The sequence below is a fragment of the Verrucosispora sp. WMMD1129 genome (genome assembly GCF_029581255.1).
GTDB lineage: Bacteria > Actinomycetota > Actinomycetes > Mycobacteriales > Micromonosporaceae > Micromonospora > Micromonospora sediminimaris.
In genome coordinates this window covers 2,516,634-2,539,047 of the sequence record NZ_CP120741.1, presented here as the reverse complement: position 1 = coordinate 2,539,047, position 22,414 = coordinate 2,516,634, and the positions used below count along the sequence as shown (strand labels likewise).

Sequence of the window (22,414 nt, the reverse complement as noted above, 5' to 3'; positions counted from 1 at the left end):
CACACGAACGAGGAGCGACTCAGTGGCAACCATCGAGGTAATCGAGGCTCGGGAGATCCTGGACTCGCGGGGCAACCCGACGGTCGAGGTCGAGGTCGGGCTCGACGACGGCACGATCTCCCGGGCGGCGGTGCCCTCCGGCGCCTCGACCGGCGCCTTCGAGGCGATCGAGCTGCGCGACGGTGACAAGGGCCGCTACCTGGGCAAGGGAGTGGAGAAGGCGGTCGCCAACATCGAGGACCGGATCGTCGACCAGCTCATCGGCTACGAAGCCAGCGAGCAGCGGGCGATCGACCAGAAGATGCTCGACATCGACGGCACCGACAACAAGGCCGAGCTGGGCGCCAACGCGATCCTCGGAGTCTCCCTGGCGGTGGCGAAGGCCGCGGCCGGCAGCGCCGACCTGAGCCTCTTCCGCTACCTGGGTGGGCCGAACGCGCACCTGCTGCCGGTGCCGATGATGAACATCCTCAACGGTGGGGCACACGCCGACAGCAACGTCGACATCCAGGAGTTCATGATCGCGCCGATCGGCGCGCCGAGCTTCCGGGAGGCGCTGCGTTCCGGCGCCGAGGTGTACCACGCGCTCAAGTCGGTGCTGAAGAAGAAGGATCTGTCCACCGGGCTCGGTGACGAGGGCGGCTTCGCGCCGAACCTGCCCACCAACGCCGCCGCGCTGGACCTGATCGCAGAGGCGGTGGAAAAGGCCGGCTACCGGCTCGGCACCGACATCGTCTTCGCCCTCGACGTCGCCGCCACCGAGTTCTTCGCCGACGGCAGCTACACCTTCGAGGGCGCGGCCAAGAGCGCCGCGGAGATGAGCGAGTACTACACCAAGCTTGCCGACGCGTACCCGATCGTCTCCATCGAGGACCCGCTGGCCGAGGACGACTGGACCGGCTGGCAGACGCTGACCGCGGCGATCGGTGACCGGGTCCAGATCGTCGGCGACGACCTGTTCGTCACCAACCCGCAGCGCATCGCCCGGGGCATCGCCGAGAAGGCGGCGAACGCGGTGCTGGTCAAGGTCAACCAGATCGGTTCGCTCACGGAGACGCTGGACGCGGTGGACCTGGCCCACCGGGCCGGCTTCAAGTGCATGATGAGCCACCGCTCCGGCGAGACCGAGGACACCACCATCGCCGACCTCGCGGTGGCCACCGGCTGCGGTCAGATCAAGACCGGTGCGCCGGCGCGGTCGGACCGGGTCGCGAAGTACAACCAGCTGCTGCGGATCGAGGAGGAGCTGGCCGACGCGGCGCGGTACGCCGGGGCGGGCGCCTTCCCGCGCTACCGTTCCGCCTGACGGATGCCGTACCTCGGGGGAGGGGTGTGATGCAGCAGCGCCGCACGCCGGGTGGTCAACGTCCGGTCCGTCGACCGGCCCGCGCCGGCCGGCCCGGCACGGCCCGCGACGGCGGTGTCCGTGCCGAGTCGCGGTCCGCCGCCGGCCGGGCGCCGTCGGCCGCCCGCGGTGCCGAGGGCGTACGCTCCGCCAAGCGCCCCGCCGCCGCCCGGCGCACGGCTGCCGGCGGTGCGGTGACGCGGCTGTCCGCACCCCGATCCCGAGGTCTCACCGGCCGGGCCACAGTGCTCTTCGCGGTGCTGATCGCGCTCGCGCTCGCCTACACCTATCCGGTCCGGGTCTATTTGGATCAGCAGGCCGACATCGAGCGGATGGAGGCTGCGCAGGCGGCCCAGCGGAAGCTGATCGCCGAGCTGACCACCCAGGCGGAGAAGTGGCAGGACGAGGCGTACATCGAGACCCAGGCCCGGGAGCGGTTCTTCATGCGGCGGCCCGGTGAGAAGATGCTGATCCTGCTCGACGACCCGGCCGGTGCGGCCCGCGAGGCGGGCACCGCCGAGGCCCCGGCAACGCCGGTCACCCCCGACCCCTGGTACGACACTCTCTGGTCCAGTGTGCGGGCCGCCGACGCCCACCAGACCGAAGACTGAGCACCCGACGAGAGATGGCATCGTGACTGTCGTACCACCGCAGGAGCCGGCGGCGGCCTCCGTACCCCCGCCGAAGCGGGAGCCGGCCACGGAGGCCGACCTGGCCGCGGTGGCCGCGCAGCTCGGACGCCCGCCCCGCGGCACCCGGGCGGTGGCCCACCGGTGCCCGTGCGGCCTGCCCGACGTGGTGGAGACGACTCCCCGGCTGGCCGACGGCACTCCCTTCCCGACGCTGTTCTACCTGACCTGCCCCCGGGCGACCGCGGCGTGCAGCCGGCTGGAGTCGGCCGGGCTGATGAAGGAGATGGCGGAGCGGCTGGCCACCGACCCGGAGTTGGCCGCCCGGTACCGCGCGGCGCACGAGGACTATCTGGCCCGCCGGGACGCCATCGCCGAGGTGCCCGAGATCGCCGGCATCTCCGCCGGCGGGATGCCCGGACGGGTCAAGTGCCTGCACGTTCAGCTTGGTCACGCGCTCGCCGCCGGGCCGGGGGTGAACCCGTTCGGTGACGAAACGCTCGACCTGGTCGAACCGTGGTGGACGACCGGACGCTGTGTCGATGTCCCGGAGGCCGGGTGAGCGAGGGCGACGTCGTGGTTCGGCGGGCCCGCACCGCCGATGTGCGGGCGATCCGACGACTGGTCGACACCTACACCGACGACCGTCGTCTGCTCAGCAAGGCCACGGTCACCCTGTACGAGGACGTGCAGGAGTTCCGGGTCGCCAGCCGGGTCTCCGACGGTGCGGTGGTGGGCTGCGGCGCGCTGCACGTCATGTGGGAGGACCTGGCCGAGATCCGTACGGTGGCGGTCGATCCCCGCTGTCGGGGCCAGCGGATCGGCCACCGGATCGTTACGGAGCTGATCGACGCGGCACGGGAGCTGGGGGTGGCCCGCATCTTCGTGCTGACCTTCGAGACCCGTTTCTTCGGTTCGTTCGGTTTCAATGAGATCGACGGCGCCCCGGTGCCGCACCCGGTCTACGAGCAGCTGCTGCGTTCGTACGACGAGGGTGTCGCCGAGTTCCTCGACCTGGAACGGGTCAAGCCGAACACCCTCGGCAACACCCGCATGCTGCTACGCCTCTGACCGCCTCGCTCGGCCCCGTCACCCGGGTTGCGCTGTCACTCGCTGTGTCCGACTCCCCGCTGGTCCACTTACCACCTTGGCCCCTTTGCTCTGCTTACCCATACGCACAGGTTTACTTTCGGTGATGGTTGGCTGGGCATGGCTCGGTCTGGGCTTTCAAGGAACCCCTGTTCATGAGGGGGTTGCGTATAGGTAAGCAGAGCAAAGGGGGCGATGGGTAGGACGGGGGTGCGGCTGTTCGACTCCGGAGAGTCACCATCGGTGTGGCTACATTCCGTGAATGCGGTGCCCGGAGGAGTGGGTCGGCGGTGGCGGTAGGGTTTCGTCGTGACGACGCGTGTGGCCGCCATCGACTGTGGCACCAACTCCATCCGGTTGCTGGTTGCCGACCTGCCCGACCCGTCGGCGGGACCGGCCGCACCGCTAGTCGACCGGAGCCGGCGGATGGAGATCGTCCGGCTCGGTCAGGGTGTGGACGCCACCGGCCGGCTCGCTCCGGAGGCGATCGAGCGGACCCGGGTCGCGCTCGCCGACTACGCCGCCGAGATCGAGAAACTGGGTGTCGAGCGGGTGCGGATGTGCGCCACGTCGGCCAGCCGGGACGCGGAGAACGCGGCCGACTTCCGCGCCATGGTCGAGCAGACGCTCGGCGTCGCGCCGGAGGTGGTCAGCGGGGACGAGGAGGCGCGGCTGTCGTTCACCGGAGCGGTGCGCGGCCTGCCCGCCGACGCGCCGTCGCCGTACCTGGTGCTGGACATCGGTGGCGGCTCGACCGAGTTCGTCGTCGGCACCCGGGACGGTGGGGTCGACGCCGCGATCTCCATGGACATCGGCTGCGTCCGGATGACCGAGCGACACCTGCACGGTGACCCGCCAGCGCTGGACGAGATCGCCGCCGCCCAGGCCGACATCGCGGTCGCGGTGGATCGGGCGCTGACGGCCGTGCCGGGACGGCAGGCGGCCACGCTGGTCGGGCTCGCCGGGTCGGTCACCACCGTCGTCGCGATCGCCGAGGGCCTCACCGGGTACGACCCAGCCCGCATCCACCACGCCCGAGTGTCGTACGACCGGGTGGCGGAGGTGACCGCCGAGCTGCTGGCCATGACGCGCGAGCAGCGGCTGGCCATCCCGGTGATGCATCCCGGCCGCGCCGACGTGATCGGTGCCGGCGCACTGGTGCTCCGCGTCGCCATGGAGCGGGCGGGCATGGCCGCCGTGGTCGCCTCCGAGCACGACATCCTCGACGGCATCGCCTGGAGTCTGGCAAACGCGAACGGGAGGTATCGGCGCTAGCGCGAACAGGAGGTGAATGCCACTGTTCCGGCATCTTCCCGGCGGCGGTCACCGCGTGGCAGGCTACCCGCACGTAGGACCACTGGGCGACCAGCCAACGATGACTGACCGCTAGGAGGACGGGCCGATGGGCGAGATGGTGACCTACCGTGGTGATGGCGGCACGGGTGAGGGATATCTCGCGATACCTGCCACCGGCGCGGCAAGCCCGGCAGTGATCGTGATTCAGGACTGGTGGGGCCTCGTGCCGCACATCAGGTCGGTGGTTGACCGTTTCGCCGAGGCGGGCTTCGTCGCCCTCGCCCCCGATTTCCGGCACGGCGAGCCGGCCGGGAAGCCGAGTGAGCCGCGGCGGCTACTCAACGGACCGCAGATGGACGAGACGGCACGGGAGATCGCCGCCGCCGCCGACTACCTCGCCGGCCGGGTCGAGGTCACCGGCAAGGTGGGGTGCGCCGGGTTCTGCGCCGGGGCCAGCCTGGCGCTGTGGGCCGCGAACTTCTCCGATCGGATCGTCGCCACCGCCGCCTTCTACCCCCAGTTGCCCTGGGAAGGCATGCGTACCGAGTGGACCGACTACGCGGGCAAGGAGGCGCTGGTGCACTGCTCCGAGGCGGACGGCACCTCTGCCGACCCGGGTGTCCAGGCGGTACGCCGGGCTATCGAGAACTCCGGCGGCAGCTGCCAACTGCACGACTACCCGGGCACCGCGCACGCCTTCTTCAATGAGGATCGGCCGGAGAAGTTCGACCAGCGGGCCGCCACCAGCGCCTGGGCGCGCACCCTGGAACTCTTCCGGGCCAAGCTTGGCTGAGTCGCGTACCCCCGTCGAGGTCGTCGCCCGCGCCGCGCGGGCGACGGATCTGGCCGACCTGGACGCGTACGTTGCCGACTGTTTTGCCTGCCCCCGGCTGGTCGACTGGCGGGAGGAGGTGGCCCGCACGAAGCGGGCGGCCTTCCGCGATCAGGAGTACTGGGGACGGCCGGTGCCCGGCTTCGGCGATCCGGCGGCCCGGATCGCCATCCTCGGGCTGGCCCCGGCCGCGCACGGCGGCAACCGCACCGGCCGGATCTTCACCGGCGACCGGTCCGGTGACGTGCTCTTCGCCGCCCTGCACCGGGCCGGCCTGGCCAACCAGCCGACGAGTGTGGCCGCCGACGACGGACTGGCGCTGCGGGAGACGAGGATCTTCGCCGCCGTACGCTGCGCCCCACCGGACAACAAGCCCACCCCGGGCGAGCGGGACACCTGCGCGCCCTGGCTGCATCGTGAGGTCGAGCTGATCCGGCCGACACTGCGGGTGGTGGTGGCGCTGGGTGCCTTCGCCTGGGCCGCGTGGTGGCCGGCGTTACGTGCCGGGTACGGCGTCCCTCCGCCCAGCCCGCGACCGTCGTTCGGGCATGGGGCACACTGGTCCGGCACGGCCGGACCGGAACTGCTCGGTTGCTACCACGTCAGCCAGCAGAACACCTTCACCGGTCGGCTGACACCAGAGATGCTGGACGATGTGTTCGCCCGGGCGAAACTGCTGGCCGGGGTGGACTGAGGCGGCGGGGCGATGACGATGGCGGACGGTACGGGTGCCGTCCCGCCGTACGCCCCGATGGCCCGGAGGTAACCGATGGACGTGCTTCGCAGCTGGTGGCCGGTGACGGCGGTGATTGCCCTGCTCGCAGCCGTTACCCTTGCCACCGCGCACTCGTCGATCGGCGCGAGCCGGATACCGCCCGCCGTCAAGGATGCGCCCTTCGTGTTGGAGTACCCGAGCGGGGAGCCGCGTCCGTCGATCCCGGCCGAGCCCCGCGAGGCCGCCGAGGAGACCCGGACCCGGATCCCGTCCTGGCTCGGCACTGTGGCGGTGGCGGTGCTCGGGCTGGCGCTGCTGGCCGCCCTCAGCTATCTGATCTGGACCGTGGCGCGGGGGGTGGCGCGGCGGGTCACCCGGGCGCTGCCCGCGCAGCCGACCCGGCGCAGCGCCGAAGGTACCGCCGCGGAGGTGGTGGCGGCCGTCGACGCCGGCCTGGTCGACCTGGACGACCGCGCCACCGACCCGCGGACCGCGGTGATCGCCTGCTGGGTACGCCTCGAAGAGGCCGCAGCCGTCGCCGGGGTGCCCCGGCTGACCGGCGACACCCCCACCGACCTGGTCACCCGGCTGCTTCGCGGTGATCCGTCCACCGGCGTGCCGGCGATCGTGAGTGCCGACGTGCTGGCCGAGTTCGCGCACGTCTACCGCGAGGCCAGGTACGCCACCCGCCCGGTGGACGAACGGACCAGGGACCAGGCCCGGGCGGCGCTGCGCCGGTTGCGCGGCGAACTGACCGAACTGGCCGAGCGGGAGCCGGCGTGAGCAGTACGAGTATCGACGACCTGCTCAGCTTCTCCGAGGAGCGGCCGGTCCAGTCCGAGCCGCGCCGGGGCGGGCGGCTGCGTACCGTCGCCGGCGTGCTGGGTATCACCGCGGTGGTGACCGTGGTGGCCGTCGCCGGGCTGCGCGCGGTCGGGCTGCGGGTGTCGTTGCTGGTGCTGGTCGCCGCCGTGGTAGCGCTGCTGGTGGTACGCCGGATCGTCGCCACCCTCGCCCCACCACCGAAGTCCGGCCAGGGCGGTTCGTCGTCGCGGGGCGGCGAGGAGCCCGGCACCTACAACTGGGACGCCCGGGACGCGCTGCGAGGCGCGATCAACGGCTGGGCGACTCCCCTGGAGTGGTCCAAGACCCGTCCCGAACGGTTCACCACCGTGATCCTGCCCCGCCTGGCCGAGCTGGCGGACGAGCGGATGCGCCTGAAGCACGGCGTCACCCGTGAGTCGGATCCGGCCCGGGCCCGCGCCCTCCTGGGCGATGACCTGTCGACGTTTCTGGAAACCCCACCCCGCCGCACCCCCTCGCCGCGCGACCTCGCGGCGATCGTCGCCGAACTGGAGAAGATCTGATGAACGACGTCGGCCGGACGATGCCCCCCACCGAGGTAGGTCGCCTCGCCCGGGCCGTACTGGACGCGGTGGGCCAGGTCGTGGTCGGCAAACGGGACGCCCTGGAGCTGGTGCTCGCCGGCATCCTCGCCGGCGGCCACGTGCTGCTCGAAGACCTGCCGGGGCTGGGCAAGACGCTCACCGCGCGGTCCTTCGCCCAGGCACTGGGCCTGGACTTCCGGCGCCTACAGTTCACCCCCGACCTGCTGCCCGCCGACGTCACCGGCTCGTTCCTCTACGACCAGCGCAGCGGTGACTTCACCTTCCGGGCCGGGCCGGTCTTCACCAACCTGTTGCTCGCCGACGAGATCAACCGGACTCCGCCGAAGACCCAGTCGGCCCTGCTGGAGGCGATGCAGGAGAAGCAGGTCTCGGTGGAGGGCGTGACGTACCGGCTGGACGAGCCGTTCCACGTGCTCGCCACCGCCAACCCCATCGAGTACGAGGGCACCTATCCGTTGCCGGAGGCGCAACTGGACCGGTTCCTGCTGCGGGTGTCGTTCGGCTACCCGGCGCAGGACGAGGAGTGGGAGGTGCTGCGTCGGCGGATGGCGCGCCGCCGCGAGGAGGCCGAGATCAAGCCGGTGGTCGACGCCGGCACCCTGCGCGCCATGCAGGCGGCGTTGGAGGACGTCGTGGTGGAGGACTCGGTGGGCCGGTACATCGTGGCACTGACCGCGGCCACCCGTGAGCACCCGTCGGTGCTGGTAGGCGCGTCGCCGCGGGGTTCGCTGGCGCTGATGCTGCTGTCCCGGGTACGGGCGGTGCTCTCCGGGCGGGACTACGTGGTGCCCGAGGACGTCAAGGACGTCGCGGCCCCGGCGCTGGCCCACCGGATCACGTTGCGGCCGGAGATGTGGCTGCGTCGGGTCGACCCGTCCTTCGTGGTCGGTGAGGTTCTCGACGGCACCCCGGCGCCGGCCAGTGGCGCGCTGCCCAGCTACGCCGCCGGCCGGCCGGGAGACTGACCCGGCGTGAGTGAGCGGAGCGATCGAACGGCACCCACCAACTGGACGCCCACCTGGGCGTTCGGTCGGGCGGTGCTGCTCACCGGCCTGCTTCTGGTCGCCGCGGTGCTGCTGGGACGGGTGGATCTGATCGTGCTGGCCGTCCCGTTCGCGCTCGGCACCGCGTACGCGTTGCGACGCCGACCCGTCGAACTGCCCCGGGTGTGGCTCAGCGCCGACGAGGACCCCCTGGTGGAGGGCGGTGCGATGGCCGGGACGGTCACCGTCGGCAACCCGGGGGCGGTCCCCTACGACGTGGCGGTGCTGCGTACCCGGGTCTCACCGTGGCTGCGCGTCGAACGCGCGGGTCTCGCCGGCAGCGCGGTGGTCGGCACCGGCCGATCCGCCGGTGCCGGTCAACCGACCGTGGCGGACCGCCCCTTCGTCACGTCGGTCGCGCCGGACACCGCCGTCGACCTGGAGTTGGCCGGTACCGCGCTGCGCTGGGGCCGGCATCCGCTGGGCCCGGCGGGCGCCCGGGTCGCCGCCGCGCAGGGCCTGCTCGTCTCGCGCGCGGTGGTCGTCGAACCGGTCCGGTCGAAGGTGTACCCGAAGACCGAGCCGTTCGAGGCGGTCGAGGTGATGCCCCGGGCCGCTGGCCTGGTCGGTGCCCACCACTCGCGTCGTCCCGGTGAGGGAGGCGAACTCGCCGGGGTGCGGGTCTTCGCCCCCGGTGACCGGTTGCGTCGCATCGACTGGCGGGTGTCGCTGCGGGCCCGGCAACTGCACGTGGCGGCCACCCTCTCCGACCGGGACGCCGAAGTGGTCGTGCTGCTCGACGTGCTGGCCGAGGCGGGTCGCTCCGGTGGGGTCACCGGTACGGCGTCGGTGCTGGACACCACGGTTCGGGCGGCCGCCGCCATCGCCGAGCACTACCTGCACCGGGGTGACCGGGTGGCGCTGCTGGAGTACGGCCCGAGTGCCCGGCGGCTGCGCCCGGCGACCGGACGAAGGCAGTACCTGACCGTGCTGGAGTGGCTGCTGGACGTCAAGGCCCAGTCCTCGCCACACGAGCCGTACGACCACGTGTTCGGCCCGCAACTGCTCTCCGCGGACGCGCTGGTGGTGGTGCTCACCCCGTTGCTGGAGGAGCGGTCGGCGCAGATGTTGGCCCGGTTGGCCCGTTCGGGGCGGTTCGTGGTGGCCGTCGACACGCTCCCGGTGGACCTGTCACCACCGAAGGACCGGGGCTGGGCCGAGGTGGCGTACCGGCTGTGGCGACTGGACCGGGACACGATGATCGCGCAGTTGCGTGAGCACGGGGTGCCGGTGGTGCCGTGGGCCGGCGCCGGCAGCCTCGACCAGGTGCTACGCGACGTGGCGAGGCTGGCCGCCGCACCCCGGGTGGGTGGCCGGTGATGGGGGCGGTCATCGGGCGGGTTCGGGCGTTGCGGACCGCCGCGGCACGGATCTCCCTGACCCCCGTGCTGGTCCGGCTGGGGATCTTCCTCAGCGCACTGGTGGGGTTGCTGCTGGCGTATCCCGCCGAGGTCGTGGCGGGGGAGGCGCTGGGTCCGCTGGTGGCGGTCGCGGTGCTGCCGGCGGTGCTGCCGCGTCGGCTCTGGCCGACCTTCGCCGCCCTGGTCACGGTCGGCGGGTGGTTGCTCGCCACCGACGGGTACCACCGACCTATCGCGTTGTGGCGGCTGATGGCGGTGGCCGTGGCGCTCTACCTGACCCACACGCTCTGCGCGCTGGTGGCGGTGCTGCCGTACGACGCCGTGGTGGACCCGGACGTGATAGTGCGTTGGCTCACCCGGGCCGCCGGAGTGTTGCTCGCCACGTCGGTGCTCGGCGTGCTGCTGCTCGAACTCTCCGGTGCCCGGCCCGGAGGTGGCGGCTGGCAGGCGGTCACGCTGGCCGGTCTGCTGCTGGCTGTCGGGGTGACCGCGTTGCTGGCTGGGCTGCTGCGACGCAGGTGATTCCGGGGTTCTCGGGGTCTGCCGCGACAGCTGATGTCGGGGCGTCGAGGTGCTGACGATGGCCGTCGTTACCGCCGTCACAGTCGCCTTGTGCTCGGTCACAGAAGGGGGCCGCAGGCGGGATTACCGCTGGCGGTGGGGGAAAGATGGTAGGCGTGAATCCGAAGCGGATCCTTGTGGTGGGCGCCGGGCACGTCGGTCTCTACGCGGCGCTGCGCCTGTCGAAGAAGCTGAGTCCCCGTGAGGCTGAGGTCGTCGTCGTCGATCCTCAGCCGCACATGACGTACCAGCCTTTCCTGCCCGAGGCTTCGGCGGGAAACATCTCCCCACGGCACTCCGTGGTGCCGCTGCGTCGGGAGTTGCGCCGGTGCAAGGTGGTGGCGGGTGCCGTCACCCGGATCGACCACGCGAGTAAGACCGCCACGGTGCAGCCGATCATCGGCCCGCCCCGCGAGATCACCTACGACCACGTGGTGGTCGCCCCCGGCTCGGTCTCCCGAACCCTGCCGATCCCCGGACTGCACGAGCACGGCATCGGCTTCAAGACCATCGGTGAGGCCATCTACCTGCGCAACCACGTGCTCGAACAGCTCGACGTGGCCGCCGCCACCACCGACCCGGAGGTACGCCGTCGGGCGCTGACCTTCGTCTTCGTCGGCGGCGGGTACGCCGGCATCGAGGCGCTGGCGGAGATGGAGGACATGGCCCGCCACGCGTTGAAGTACTACCCGGAGCTGAACACGTCGGACATGCGGTGGGTACTGGTCGAGGCCACCCAGCGGGTGCTGCCGGAGGTCGACCGGGACATGGGCGCCTACACGGTGCAGCAGCTGCTGAAGCGGGACATGGACATCCGGCTCGACACCCGGCTTGAGTCCTGCGTCGACGGGGTGGTCAAGCTCTCCGACGGGGACAGCTTCAGCGCGGACACCATCGTCTGGACCGCCGGGGTGAAGCCGTCACCGATGCTGGACGCGACCGACTTCCCCCGCGAGGAGCGGCGCCGGGTCACCTGCCTGCCGACGTTGCAGGTGGTCGACGGTGACCGCGTGGTCGAGGGTGCCTGGAGCGCCGGTGACTGCGCCGCCGTACCTGACCTGACCAAGCCGCCGGGCAACTACTGCTCGCCGAGCGCCCAGCACGCGGTACGCCAGGCGCAGCGGATGGCCGACAACATCGTCGCCGTGATCAGGGGCCGCGCGCCGGTGCCCTACAAGCACAAGCACGCCGGCAGTGTGGCCAGCCTCGGTCTGCACAAGGGAGTGGCCCAGGTCTACGGCATCAAGATGACCGGCTGGCCGGCGTGGTTCATGCACCGGACGTACCACATGAGCCGGATCCCGTCGCTGAACCGGAAGGTCCGGGTCGTGGTCGACTGGACGCTGGCGTTCGTGCTCAAGCGTGAGGTGGTGGCCCTCGGCCAGCTGCACGACCCGCGCGAGGAGTTCGCCGAGGCGTCCCAGCCACCGTCGAAGGTGTGAGTGCACGTGGGGTGCCGTTGGCGCCCCACGTGCTCAGACCTGCCAGTACCAGGCGTCGGTGAGTCGGGTCGACGGTCCGTAGAGCGCCTCCAACGTCAGCCGCAGACTGTCGGCGTGCGCGGTGTCGGCGGCCAGCACCACGCACGAGGCACCCCAGTACGCGACGTCCGCCGCGGCGCGGCGGCGCTGCTCGTCCCCGACGACGGGCCGGAGGCCGCTGCGGGCCACGTCGGCCAGGAGGGCGGAGGTGGGTCGCGGGGCGACGCCCATCGCGGCGCTGCCGCCACGGCCGTGCGGCCCGATGAAGAAGCCCTGCGGCATGCTGAACTCGGCGTCGGCCGCGGTCGCCCACCGCATCGGCCAGGGCTCCTTGGGCGTGGCCAGCGGCACCGGTACCAGGACGCCGCCCGGCTCGACACAGGTCCGCCAGTGGCCGGCGGTGATGAACTCCGGAACCGGCGGGCGTTGTGCGGTGGGCAGCGGCGCGGGGAGCAGTGGTACGACCGCCACGGCGACCGCGACCAGCGTGAGCCGGCGGGCACGGCCCGTGCTGCGCAGCGCCCGGTCGACCGCCAGCACCAGCAGTGTCGCGATCAGCGGCGGTACGGCCAGGGCGAACCGCATCGGTAGCGCGCCGTCGACCACCGGCACTCCGCCGAGCAGTGCGTACGGCCCGGGCAGTCCGGAGCCTTCGCGGTCGAAGACCAGCTCGGGGCCGAGCGACAGCGCAGCCATCACGAGAATCCCGGCGGTGCAGGCCAGCACCAGCGGGCGGCGGCCCAGCCAGACGGCGCAGCCGGCGGTGACGACCAGCAGCGGCCAGCCCAGGAAGGTGTTGTACTCGGCCGGGCCGGTGCTCAACTGGGCGGAGCGGTCGTCCCCGAGCAGCGAAAGCGGTGAGATCGCCCACCAACTGCGCAGGTCGGCCGAGAAGTAGTGCGGGCTGAACATGCCGTCGGCGACGCCGAGGGGCCCGGCGAACTGGAACCACAACGGGCGGGCGAGCACCAGCAGGGCCGTACCGGTGGCGAGGACCATTGCGCCGGCGAAGGCGGGCAGCGCCCGCCGGGCGAGATCGCGGTCTGTGACGATCATCGTCACCGCCATCACCAGCAGGGTGAGCGCGGCGAGAAACAGCACCTCCTCGCCGATGAACACCTGAGCGGCGACAGCGGCGGCGAGTCCCATCGCGGAGGTGGCCAACCGGCGTCGGTCCGGCGCGCCGGCAGCCGGCCCGGATCCAGCGGCGGGGTCGGCCGCCCGCAGCAGGCGTACGACCAGCCAGACGATGACCGGCAACAGCCACTGCGCCGTCATGTGCAGGTGGCTGTTGCTCTGGGACACCATGCCGGGGGCGAAGCCGCACAGCGCACCGCCCAGCGTCGCGGCGGCCCGGCGGGCCCTCAGCGTACGGCTGAACAGCAGGTACCAGGCGGTTGCGGTGCCGGCGAGGTTGACCGTGACCAGCAGGGCGAAGGTGACCGGAGCGCCGAACAGCAGGGTTACCGGGGCGCACAGCACACCGAGGGCGATGACCGACGTGTTGGCCATCAGGTTGACCCCGACCGGAGCGTTGAGCCGGTCGGTGGACAGGCCGAAGTCGCCCAGCAGGGCCCGGGCGTCGATGGCCAGGAACCACTCGTAGAGCACCTGGTCCTCGGGATTGAGGGCGAGCACCAGACCGGTCGGGTCGGCCCAGAGTCGGTGGGTGAGCGCACCGGCGAGCGCCGCGAAGAAGAGCCCTACCAGCAGGTCGATCCGATACTGAGCCGCCGTCCGGGCCAACCGGGTGAGCCGCTGCCGGCGTACCCGGGCGAGGTGGCGACCCGCCTGTGTTGCCACGTCGTCGGTGGGGGCGAGGGGTGCGCGGCTGCTCACGGCCTCGACCCTACTGGCGGTGCTCGGCGGGGGACGCCGCAGTGGCGACGAACCCGCTACCGTGGCACTGCACCGTACGTGCCGGCACGCCGGTGTCACCCGCCCGGGTGGTGGAAAGGCAGACACGGCCGCCTTAAAAGCGGCTGCCGCAAGGCGTGCGGGTTCGACCCCCGCCCCGGGCACCACCCCGCGAAGATCCGTTCAGGACGGGGAATCGCGCTGCGCCGATCTCGACCGCACCGGGCGCCGCCGTGCTTGCCGGTGAGCCTGTGCTCAGGTGGCGTCCGGCCCAGCTCTCAGCTTTCCCTCAGCTTGGCGATCTCCAAGGGCTGGTCGGGACGTTTACTCTTGTATTGCACGTTGACGTGCAATGAGACCCCCTGAGGGAGGCCAGAGACAGTGAAGACTTCGAACCCGGTGCTCGCCCGGCTCGGTCAGGCGGCCGAGCGGGAGCGGGCCGCCGGGTACGCCCCGTCCGGGCCGTACGGACAGCCCGGTTACCCCCAGCAGGTTCCGCCGCAGGCCGGCTATCCGGGCGCGCCCGGCTTTCCGTCGGCCCCACCGGCGGTCACCCCCATGTCGATCGACGACGTGGTGGTCAAGACGGTCACCCTCCTGGCCATCGTCGGCGTCGCCGCTGCGGCGGCGTGGGCGCTGGTACCCGACGCGCTGCTCGGCGTCGCCTGGATCGGTGCGGCAATCGTCGGCCTGGTGCTCGGCCTGATCATCTCGTTCTCCCGGATGGCGAACCCGGCGCTCGTCGTCGCGTACGCCGTCGTCGAGGGTGTCCTCGTCGGCGCCGTGAGCAAGTTCTTCGAATCGCTTTACGACGGCATCGTGCTCCAAGCGGTGACCGCGACCTTCGGTGTCTTCTTCGTGATGGCCATGCTCTACAAGGCGCGGGTCATCCGGGCGACGCCGAAGTTCGTCAAGGGCATGATCGCGGTGATGGCGGGTCTGTTCGCCGTCATGCTGATCAACCTGGTGCTGGCGCTCTTCGGCGTCAACACCGGCCTGCGTGACGGCAGCCCGCTGGCCATCGGCTTCAGCATCGTCTGCATCGTGGTCGCCTCGCTGAGCTTTGTGCTGAGCTTCAAGGAGGTCGAGGACGGCGTCCGGATGGGCCTGCCGCAGCGCTACTCCTGGGTGGCCGCGTTCGGCATCCTGGTCAGCCTGATCTGGCTCTACATCGAGATGCTGCGCCTGCTGAGCTACTTCCAGGGCGACGACTGACCTCGCCGCCCAACGACCGACCGGCGCCCGCCCCCACCCGGGGCGGGCGCCGTCGTCTCTCTCCCCAGCCCACCCCCTCCCGCCCCCGTCTCGTCGATCATGCACTTGTGGTCGCGCCATAACGGGCGGAAGGGGTGGATCGACAACCACGACTCCATGGTCGACGAGACGGTGGGGGGTGGGTGCGTAGAGTGCGGGGGGTGGGGATGGAGGCAGCGGCGGTGCTGGAGGTCGCGCGGGGGGTGGAGCTGCTGGTGCGGCAGGTCAGCCACTGGCAGCAGCCACGGTGGTCAGCCGCCGCGTCGGTCGGCAACGTGTCCCGGGCGGATCTGGTGCACCGGCTGGTGCAGGAGATCGCCAACCTCGCTGCGGACGCGGAGGGGCAGCCACGACGAGTCGTACCCCGGCTCGACAACGACCTGGCTCTGCCCGACCAGCTTCGGGTGGTCACCGCGGACCTGCTCGCCGCGGACCCGAGCGAGGAGGCCCTGGCCCGGGCCGCCACCGAGGTCACCGCGACCCGGACCGCGCTCTGACCACCGGGTTCTCAAGCGGCCCGACATGCGGCAAGCCGGGGCCTTCCGCCGAGCTGATGGCCCGAGTTGCCGCATGTCGCGACTGCGCTGATCGCCGGCGGCGTTGGCGTCCGGCCGAGGTGGCTGCCGGCCGGACACCGGCGCTCAGTCAGCTCAGGCGCTCGACGACCATTGCCATGCCCTGGCCGCCACCGACGCACATGGTCTCCAGGCCGATGGTCGCGTCATGCCATTGCAGGGCGTTGAGCAGTGTGCCGGTGATCCGGGCGCCGGTCATCCCGAACGGGTGACCGACGGCGATCGCGCCGCCCATCACGTTCAGCTTCTCCTCCGGGATGCCCAGTTGGCGGTACGACGGGATCACCTGGGCGGCGAACGCCTCGTTGATCTCGACCAGGTCGACGTCGTCGATGGTCATACCGGCGCGTTCGAGTGCCTGCCGGCTCGCCTCCACCGGGCCGAGGCCCATGATCTCGGGTGACAGCGCGGTGACACCTGTGGAAACGATCCGCGCCAGTGGAGTGATGCCCAGTTCATCGGCCCGCTGAGCACTCATCACGACCACGGCGGCGGCCCCGTCGTTGAGCGGGCAGCAGTTGCCGGCGGTGATCCGGCCGTCCGGGCGGAAGACCGGCTTCAGCTCGGAGACCGCCGCCAAGGTGACCCCGGCGCGGGGGCCGTCGTCGGTGGCGACCACTGTGCCGTCGGGCGTGGTGACCGGGGTGATCTCACGGGACCAGAAGCCGTCGGCGATCGCCTTCTCGGCCAGGTTCTGGCTGCGTACGCCGAAAGCGTCCATGTCCGCGCGGCTCACGTCGTACACCTGGGCGAGATTTTCGGCGGTCTGTCCCATGGCCAGATAGACGTCGGGTAGCGCGTCCTTCTCACGCGGGTCCGTCCAGACTGGCGCGCCGGCCTCGGCGCGAGCCTGGGACCGTTCGCGTGCCGACGCGAAGCGTGGATTCTCCCAGCCGCCGCCGACCAGGGCCTGAGCTTCGGGCGGCAGGCCGTCGGAGCTGCCGCGTGCGTAACGGGAGACCATTTCGACGCCGGCGGAGATGAAGACGTCGCCCTCACCGGCCCGGATCGCATGCATGGCCATTCGCGTCGTCTGCAAGGAGGATGCGCAGTAGCGGGTGAGGGTCGCGCCGGGCAGGCCGTCGAGGCCCATCAGCACGGCGACCACGCGAGCCATGTTGAAACCCTGCTCGCCGCCGGGCAGCCCGCACCCGAGATAGAGGTCGTCTATCTGTCGCGGGTCGAGCTGCGGCACCTTGGCCAAGGCCGCCTGCACGATGGTGGCGGCCAGATCGTCCGGGCGGAGATCACGTAGGGAGCCCTTGTGGGCCCGGCCGATGGGGGAGCGGGCGGTGGCGACGATGACGGCGTCGCGGGACGACTCAATCGGCATACCGACACGTTAACTCGCCGGTAACTTGCGGCGGAAGTTTCCGTCCGCCGGGAAATGTCACCCCACGTCGGATGAGCAGACCCGTTCAGTGGTGTGGGGTGACGGCCGCGGCGGCGGCCACCGCGGGCAGGAGGGCGTGGGCCCAGACCCGGTAACCGTCGGCGGAGGGGTGGTAGCCGTCGTGGCAGAAGGTGCCGGCGTCGGCCCGGAACACCGGGCCCGTCTCGATGGCCAGGTCGACCACCGTCCCTCCGGCGTCGAGCACCGCACCGGTCTGTGCCCGGGCGACCCGACGCCCCATCCAACCGACGACCTGCCGCAGCGGCGACGCGATCGCGCGTACGGCGCCGAGATCCGGGCAGGTGCCGACCACGACTTCGACGCCGGCCTGGCGCAGCCGGTGCACGGCCGCGCCGAGATAGGCGGCGGCCTCGGTCGGCCGGCGCATGCTGGTGACGTCGTTGGCGCCGACCAGCACTACCGCCACGTCCGGCCGCTCGCCGAGCAGCGCTCGCGCCACCTGGGTGGCCAGGTCGGTTGAGCGCGAGCCGGAGACACCGACGCTGGACAGGTGGACCTGACGCCCGCCCGGCCCTTCGGCGAGCAACTCCGCCAACTGCCCGCCGATGGTGTCGCCGAGCCGGTCCACGCCGACGCCGAGGGCGGCGGAGTCACCGAGCAGCACCAGGCGCAGCGGTGGGGCACCGGCCCGACCGACGGTCGCCCGCAGTGCCAGGCCGAGCTCTGGCTGGGCGTAGCGACGGTTGCGCGCGACCACGGCCTCGCCGGCGAGCACCGCGGCTCCGCCGAGCGCGCCCGCGAGCAGGGAAAATGCGGCAGTACGGGCGACCCGCGCGGCGACCTGGGTGCCGGCAGAGAGGTTGGTCATGACGCTGCCCTCGCGCCGGAACCGGACCGGCCCCTGATCCGCTCGGTCATGAGAATCCTTCCACTGCGGGTGTGTCGACGGTGCGGGCTGGCTGCGGCGTCGGACCGACACCGAAGAATCCCCGCCGGCGCAACTGCGCCCAACGGCCGGCCGGACCGCTCTCGCTGCCCCGGACCTGCGTACCGCTGACCTCCGTCCCCGGGTGCCGAGCCGCCTCCTGTGCGGCCTTAGGCAACGACCGTACGCCTTCGAGCCGGGTTGGCGAAGGCCTGCGTTCGGCACCCTGGCCCAGAGCGGAGAGCACCGTCGGCAACAGGGCGGCGGCAGCCGCCGCGTAGCCCTCGGCGGAGGGGTGGAACCGGTCCCAGGCGAACATCCGCCCCGGCTCGGCGGTGAACCGGGGACCGAGCAGGTCGCCGAGGGAGACCGTCCAACCACCGGCCGACACCACCGCGACCGTCTGCGCCGCGGCGAGCTGCCGGCTCCACCGGCGGGCCAACCAGCGCAGCGGTGGCTGAATGGGGCGGATCGCGCCCAGGTCCGGGCAGGTCCCGACGACCACCTCGGCGCCGGCCGCGCGCAGTGCCCGAACCCCCTCGACGAGGTAGCGCACGGCCAGGGCCGGCGGGGTGCGGTTGGTGACGTCGTTGCCGCCGATCAGGATGACCGCGACCTCGGGGTCGCACTCCAGGGCCGCCTCCACCTGGAACTTCAAGCCGGCCGATATGGCGCCCACCACCGCGAAGCGGTGCAACCGGACGGGACGCTGGAGACGCCGGGACAGGCCGGTGGCCAACAACGCGCCAGGCGTCTCACGGCGTCGGTGCACCCCGTAACCGGCGGCCGACGAGTCACCCAGAACGACCATGGTGATCGCGGGCCCGGGAAACTTCGCGCCATAGACGCCGTCGCAGCGTGGTGGCGGCGCCTCGGCCATCGGGATGGTGCGCCGGGCCTGCCGGGCCTGACCGAAGAGCACACCTGTCGTCGCCGCGGCGGCGGCCACCGTGGCGCCCGTGCCGATGGCCGCCAGACGGGCCACCCGCAGGGCACGCTGCCAGCGCGGACGATCCGGTACGACGGAACCAGCGACCCCCATACCGTGACACTAGCGCGCCTGTCTGACGCCCCGCTGTCATCGTCGCGGCGCTCCGGTGCCTGGAAAACGACCGCGCTGGGTACTTGGATGGACAGTGTTGCGGCGGGGCGTCACGCTGCACGTGGAGAGGAGCACGACGATGGCTAAGACGTTGAAACGAGGTGCCGCGTTCGTGGCCCTGGCACGGGCGATGACCGCAGGTGCCCGGGGCGGGCCGTCGCTCGGCGCCCGGATCGGTGCGCTGCCCAGGATGATCGCGGCCACCGCCCGTGGCCAGTACGACGGCGGGCTGCGGCTGGCCATGATGACCGCCGCCACGGCGTACATCGTCTCGCCGATCGACGCGGTACCGGAAATGTTCCTCGCCGTGTTCGGGCTGATCGACGACGCGGTGATGGTCACCTGGCTGGCCGGTTCGGTGCTTGCCGAGACCGAGCGCTTCCTGGAGTGGGAGGCACGTCGCAGCACCGTGGTCCCCGGCCACGTGGTGCCCTGACCGACGTACTCTGGGCGGGAATTCCACCTGGTTCACCCGCCCGGCCTGGCGTGCCGGTGCCGGAGCGAAAGGGCACAACGAGGTGCAGTACTACGACAACGTCGTCGAAATGATCGGCAACACGCCGCTGGTACGGCTACGCAACGTCGCCGAGGGCATTCAGGCGACGGTGCTGGCGAAGGTGGAGTACCTCAACCCCGGCGGGTCGGTGAAGGACCGGATCGCGCTGCGCATGGTGGAGGACGCCGAGGCGGCGGGGATCCTCCGCCCGGGCGGCACCATCGTCGAGCCGACCAGCGGCAACACCGGCGTCGGGCTGGCCCTGGTGGCCCAGCTCAGGGGCTACCGCTGTGTGTTCGTCTGCCCCGACAAGGTCAGCCAGGACAAGCAGGACGTGCTGCGGGCGTACGGCGCCGAGGTGGTGGTCTGCCCGACCGCCGTCGCGCCGGAGGACCCGCGCTCGTACTACAACGTCTCCGACCGGCTGGCCCGGGAGATCCCCGGAGCGTGGAAGCCCAACCAGTACGCCAACTCGGCGAACCCGCGCTCGCACTACGAGACCACCGGCCCGGAGCTGTGGAAGCAGACCGAGGGACGGATCACCCACTTCGTGGCCGGAGTGGGCACCGGCGGCACCATCTCCGGCATCGGGCGTTACCTGAAGGAAGCCTCCAACGGCACCGTGAAGATCATCGGTGCCGACCCGGAGGGTTCGGTCTACTCCGGTGGCACCGGTCGGCCGTACCTGGTCGAGGGGGTCGGCGAGGACTTCTGGCCGGAGACGTACGACCGGAACGTGGCCGACCAGATCATCGAGGTCTCGGACAAGCAGTCCTTCGAGATGACCCGGCGGTTGGCCCGCGAGGAGGGGCTGCTGGTCGGCGGCTCCTGCGGGATGGCGGCGGTCGCGGCGTTGGAGGTGGCGCGCGCCGCCGGCCCGGACGACGTGATCGTGGTGCTGTTGCCGGACGGCGGTCGGGGCTACCTTTCCAAGATCTTCAACGACGCCTGGATGGCGCGCTACGGATTCCTCGACGCCTCCGGTTCGGAACCCACCGTGTCCGAGGCCATCGCTGGTAAGCCGGGCGGCCTGCCCGAACTGGTCCACGTGCACCCGACCGAGACGGTCCGCGACGCCATCGACTACATGCGCGAGTACGGCGTCTCGCAGTTGCCGGTGCTCAAGGCCGAGCCGCCGGTGGTGACCGGCGAGGTGGCGGGCTCGATCGCCGAGAAGGATCTGCTCGACGCGCTCTTCACCGGCCAGGCGCACCTGCACGACACCATCGAGCGGCACATGGGGCCGCCGCTGCCGATGGTCGGCGGTGGTCAGCCGGTCAGCGAGGCGGTGAACCTGCTGGAGAAGTCCGACGCCGCCCTGGTCCTGATCGACGGTAAACCCAAGGGTGTCCTCACCCGTCAGGACCTCCTAGCCCACCTGGGCGCCCGCTAGCCCAACTGGGTCGATCAGGGGGTAGCGGCAGTCTTCGATCTCCACGATGCCGCTACCTCATGATCAACGGGGTTGATGGGGGGAGTCAGAGGGGGCGGGTGTAGCGGAGTTGGGGGGTGTGCGTCCGGCCGATCATCTCGTCGCGCTGCTGGCCGGTGGGGTGCCAGCCGCCGCGTTCGTAGAAGTGGCGGGCGGGGGTGTTGTCGCGCAGTACCCAGAGGACCGCGCGGCGCCAGCCGCGGGTCCGCATGTTGTTCAGGGCGTCGACCATCAGCGCCCGGCCGACTCCGCGACCACGCTCGGTCGGCTCCAGGTGGATGGCGTTGAGCAGGCCGGTCGCCGGGTCGCCCTCGTCGTCGGGGCCCAGGTAGCTGAAGCCGGCCAAGGTGCCGTTCCGCTCGGCCACCGTCATCACGTGGTCGGCGCGCTCCCAGGTCCATCGCTGCACCCAGTATTCGCCCATCGCCTCCGGGGTCGGGTCGGCCAGCGCCTCCGCCGGCAGGAACGAGGAGTACGCGGCGACCCGGGAACGTTGGTGCAGGGCGCCCACCGGCAGGAGATCAGCGGACCCGGCCGGACGCAGCGTGACGGTCACTCGACCGAGGGTACCCGTCGGGGCGGCACCTGAATCGTGGCCAGATCCTCGGCGATCACCAGATCGCCGTCGAAGTGTCGGCGGGCCTCTTCGGCGAAGCGGGTCGGGTCGGCGTAGCGCTGGGAGAAGTGGGTGAGCACGAGTCGGCGTACCCCTGACTCGGCCGCCACCCGCGCGGCCTGGCCGGCCGTCAGGTGCCCGACCTCGGCCGCGAGCGCGGCCTCCGACTCCAGGAACGTCGACTCGATGACCAGCAGGTCGGCCTGCTCGGCCAGCGCGTACACCCCGTCGCAGAGGCCGGTGTCCATCACGAAGGCGAACCGCTGCCCCGGTCGTGGCGTGCTCACCTGGTCGCGGGTGACGCGACGCCCGTCCAGATCGAGGTGGCCGACGCGTTGCAGCTCACCCACCGCCGGCCCGGCGATGCCGTACGCGGCCAGCCGCTCCGGCAGCATCCGGCACCCGTCGGGCTCCACCAGCCGATAGCCGTACGTCTGGATGGGGTGCCGCAGCCGGCGTGCCTCCAACGTCCCGTTCCGCAGCACTATCCGTTGTCCGTCCGCCTCGATCGGGGTGACGGCCAGCTCGGCGGTCTCGTGGAAGGAACTGGCGTGCCGCAGCCGGGCGAAGTAGTCGGCCCCCTCGGCCGGGAAGTGCACCGCCACCGGATGCGGCACCCGGTCCAGGGACAGGCGCTGAATGGTGCCGGGCAGGCCGAGACAGTGATCGCCGTGGAAATGGGTGACACAGATCCGGGTCAGGTCGGTGGCGGTGACGCCGGTGTGCAGCAGTTGCCGCTGGCTGCCCTCGCCGGGGTCGAAGAGGATCACCTCGTCGTCCCACCGCAGCACGTACCCGTTGTGGTTGCGGTCCCGGGTGGGTGCCTGACTTGCCGTGCCGAGCACCACCAGCTCGCGCATGGACACGGCCGCCTCCGGTGAAATGAAGCGACCCCCGGGGCTTCCGCGCTGACGCGCGGGCCGACTGGACTGGGCCGGCACCCCGGGGGTCGGGTGGCTGTCGTGGTTTCGCCGCACCGCTGCCACACGGTCTCGACGATTCTTACCGTGCCCGTCCCGAGGGACGGACTGTCACTGTCGAG

23 protein-coding genes and 1 tRNA gene are annotated in these 22,414 nt (G+C 71.5%); 18 read left to right on the top strand and 6 right to left on the bottom strand.

Annotated features, from left to right (window positions below; all coding sequences use genetic code 11):
• Positions 1 to 22 precede the first annotated feature (22 nt).
• From eno to O7624_RS11490, 13 genes are all read left to right on the top strand, one after another.
• Positions 23 to 1,306 (top strand): phosphopyruvate hydratase, encoded by a 1,284-nt coding sequence (gene eno, locus O7624_RS11550; protein ID WP_093406354.1) that lies wholly within the window; start codon positions 23 to 25, stop codon positions 1,304 to 1,306.
• A 29-nt stretch (positions 1,307 to 1,335) separates the two neighbouring features.
• Positions 1,336 to 1,956, top strand: coding sequence for a septum formation initiator family protein (locus O7624_RS11545; protein ID WP_282240005.1), 621 nt, complete (start codon positions 1,336 to 1,338; stop codon positions 1,954 to 1,956).
• Between the two features lie 22 nt (positions 1,957 to 1,978).
• A complete protein-coding gene (locus O7624_RS11540; RefSeq protein ID WP_093406357.1) occupies positions 1,979 to 2,536 on the top strand; it encodes a DUF501 domain-containing protein in 558 nt (185 codons plus the stop codon).
• A complete protein-coding gene (locus tag O7624_RS11535; RefSeq protein WP_282240004.1) occupies positions 2,533 to 3,045 on the top strand; it encodes an amino-acid N-acetyltransferase in 513 nt (170 codons plus the stop codon). Before O7624_RS11540 ends, O7624_RS11535 begins: the two co-directional genes overlap by 4 nt.
• 339 nt (positions 3,046 to 3,384) lie before the next feature.
• The gene (locus O7624_RS11530) at positions 3,385 to 4,338 is read left to right on the top strand and encodes a Ppx/GppA phosphatase family protein (protein ID WP_282240609.1); all 954 of its coding nucleotides are present in this window, start codon (positions 3,385 to 3,387) and stop codon (positions 4,336 to 4,338) included.
• Positions 4,339 to 4,465: 127 nt separating this feature from the next.
• A complete protein-coding gene (locus O7624_RS11525) occupies positions 4,466 to 5,152 on the top strand; it encodes a dienelactone hydrolase family protein (RefSeq protein ID WP_093406364.1) in 687 nt (228 codons plus the stop codon).
• The gene (locus tag O7624_RS11520) at positions 5,145 to 5,885 is read left to right on the top strand and encodes a uracil-DNA glycosylase (RefSeq protein WP_093406367.1); all 741 of its coding nucleotides are present in this window, start codon (positions 5,145 to 5,147) and stop codon (positions 5,883 to 5,885) included. Before O7624_RS11525 ends, O7624_RS11520 begins: the two co-directional genes overlap by 8 nt.
• Before the next feature lie 75 nt (positions 5,886 to 5,960).
• Positions 5,961 to 6,689, top strand: a complete 729-nt coding sequence (locus tag O7624_RS11515; protein ID WP_282240003.1) for a DUF4129 domain-containing protein — start codon at positions 5,961 to 5,963, stop codon at positions 6,687 to 6,689.
• Positions 6,686 to 7,273 (top strand): hypothetical protein, encoded by a 588-nt coding sequence (locus tag O7624_RS11510; protein ID WP_093406372.1) that lies wholly within the window; start codon positions 6,686 to 6,688, stop codon positions 7,271 to 7,273. Before O7624_RS11515 ends, O7624_RS11510 begins: the two co-directional genes overlap by 4 nt.
• Positions 7,273 to 8,280, top strand: coding sequence for a MoxR family ATPase (locus O7624_RS11505; protein WP_093406374.1), 1,008 nt, complete (start codon positions 7,273 to 7,275; stop codon positions 8,278 to 8,280). The genes O7624_RS11510 and O7624_RS11505 overlap by 1 nt, the downstream gene beginning before the upstream one ends.
• A gap of 6 nt (positions 8,281 to 8,286) precedes the next feature.
• Positions 8,287 to 9,678, top strand: coding sequence for a DUF58 domain-containing protein (locus O7624_RS11500; RefSeq protein ID WP_282240002.1), 1,392 nt, complete (start codon positions 8,287 to 8,289; stop codon positions 9,676 to 9,678).
• A complete protein-coding gene (locus O7624_RS11495) occupies positions 9,678 to 10,241 on the top strand; it encodes a hypothetical protein (RefSeq protein WP_282240001.1) in 564 nt (187 codons plus the stop codon). The genes O7624_RS11500 and O7624_RS11495 overlap by 1 nt, the downstream gene beginning before the upstream one ends.
• A 155-nt stretch (positions 10,242 to 10,396) precedes the next feature.
• Complete coding sequence (locus tag O7624_RS11490) at positions 10,397 to 11,722, top strand: NAD(P)/FAD-dependent oxidoreductase (RefSeq protein ID WP_093406382.1); 1,326 nt, start codon at positions 10,397 to 10,399, stop codon at positions 11,720 to 11,722.
• Positions 11,723 to 11,755: 33 nt separating this feature from the next.
• Here the strand turns inward: O7624_RS11490 and O7624_RS11485 are convergent, their stop codons facing one another.
• Positions 11,756 to 13,600 (bottom strand): hypothetical protein, encoded by a 1,845-nt coding sequence (locus O7624_RS11485; RefSeq protein WP_282240000.1) that lies wholly within the window; start codon positions 13,598 to 13,600, stop codon positions 11,756 to 11,758.
• Between the two features lie 101 nt (positions 13,601 to 13,701).
• Between O7624_RS11485 and O7624_RS11480 the strand changes: the two genes are divergently transcribed.
• The 3 genes from O7624_RS11480 (at position 13,702) to O7624_RS11470 (ending at position 15,369) form a co-directional block, all read left to right on the top strand.
• Positions 13,702 to 13,785: transfer RNA gene (locus O7624_RS11480), tRNA-Leu, on the top strand.
• A 214-nt stretch (positions 13,786 to 13,999) separates the two neighbouring features.
• Positions 14,000 to 14,833: a Bax inhibitor-1/YccA family protein gene (locus O7624_RS11475; protein ID WP_093406384.1), complete on the top strand. Its 834-nt coding sequence runs from the start codon at positions 14,000 to 14,002 to the stop codon at positions 14,831 to 14,833.
• A 206-nt stretch (positions 14,834 to 15,039) separates the two neighbouring features.
• Positions 15,040 to 15,369, top strand: coding sequence for a hypothetical protein (locus O7624_RS11470; RefSeq protein WP_282240608.1), 330 nt, complete (start codon positions 15,040 to 15,042; stop codon positions 15,367 to 15,369).
• A 148-nt stretch (positions 15,370 to 15,517) separates the two neighbouring features.
• On the opposite strand, the gene O7624_RS11465 is transcribed toward O7624_RS11470, so the two are convergent.
• From O7624_RS11465 to O7624_RS11455, 3 genes are all read right to left on the bottom strand, one after another.
• Positions 15,518 to 16,780 carry an acetyl-CoA C-acetyltransferase gene (locus O7624_RS11465; protein ID WP_093406389.1) on the bottom strand — a complete coding sequence of 421 codons (1,263 nt, stop codon included), beginning with the start codon at positions 16,778 to 16,780 and terminating at the stop codon, positions 15,518 to 15,520.
• 85 nt (positions 16,781 to 16,865) lie between these two features.
• Positions 16,866 to 17,669 (bottom strand): SGNH/GDSL hydrolase family protein, encoded by an 804-nt coding sequence (locus O7624_RS11460; protein WP_282239999.1) that lies wholly within the window; start codon positions 17,667 to 17,669, stop codon positions 16,866 to 16,868.
• 46 nt (positions 17,670 to 17,715) lie between these two features.
• On the bottom strand, positions 17,716 to 18,768 hold the full coding sequence (locus tag O7624_RS11455) for an SGNH/GDSL hydrolase family protein (protein WP_093406394.1): 1,053 nt from the start codon (positions 18,766 to 18,768) through the stop codon (positions 17,716 to 17,718).
• Positions 18,769 to 18,907: 139 nt separating this feature from the next.
• On the opposite strand from O7624_RS11455, the gene O7624_RS11450 reads away from it, so the two are divergent.
• Together O7624_RS11450 and O7624_RS11445 are read left to right on the top strand one after the other, a co-directional pair.
• Entirely contained in the window at positions 18,908 to 19,264 is a 357-nt protein-coding gene (locus O7624_RS11450) for a YkvA family protein (protein ID WP_093406678.1), read from the top strand.
• Positions 19,265 to 19,346: 82 nt separating this feature from the next.
• Positions 19,347 to 20,717 carry a cystathionine beta-synthase gene (locus tag O7624_RS11445; protein ID WP_093406397.1) on the top strand — a complete coding sequence of 457 codons (1,371 nt, stop codon included), beginning with the start codon at positions 19,347 to 19,349 and terminating at the stop codon, positions 20,715 to 20,717.
• Between the two features lie 85 nt (positions 20,718 to 20,802).
• Here O7624_RS11445 and O7624_RS11440 read toward each other — a convergent pair whose 3' ends face one another.
• Complete coding sequence (locus O7624_RS11440) at positions 20,803 to 21,312, bottom strand: GNAT family N-acetyltransferase (protein ID WP_093406399.1); 510 nt, start codon at positions 21,310 to 21,312, stop codon at positions 20,803 to 20,805.
• Positions 21,309 to 22,238, bottom strand: a complete 930-nt coding sequence (locus O7624_RS11435) for a ribonuclease Z (RefSeq protein WP_282239998.1) — start codon at positions 22,236 to 22,238, stop codon at positions 21,309 to 21,311. The genes O7624_RS11440 and O7624_RS11435 overlap by 4 nt, the downstream gene beginning before the upstream one ends.
• Between the last annotated feature and the right edge of the window lie 176 nt (positions 22,239 to 22,414).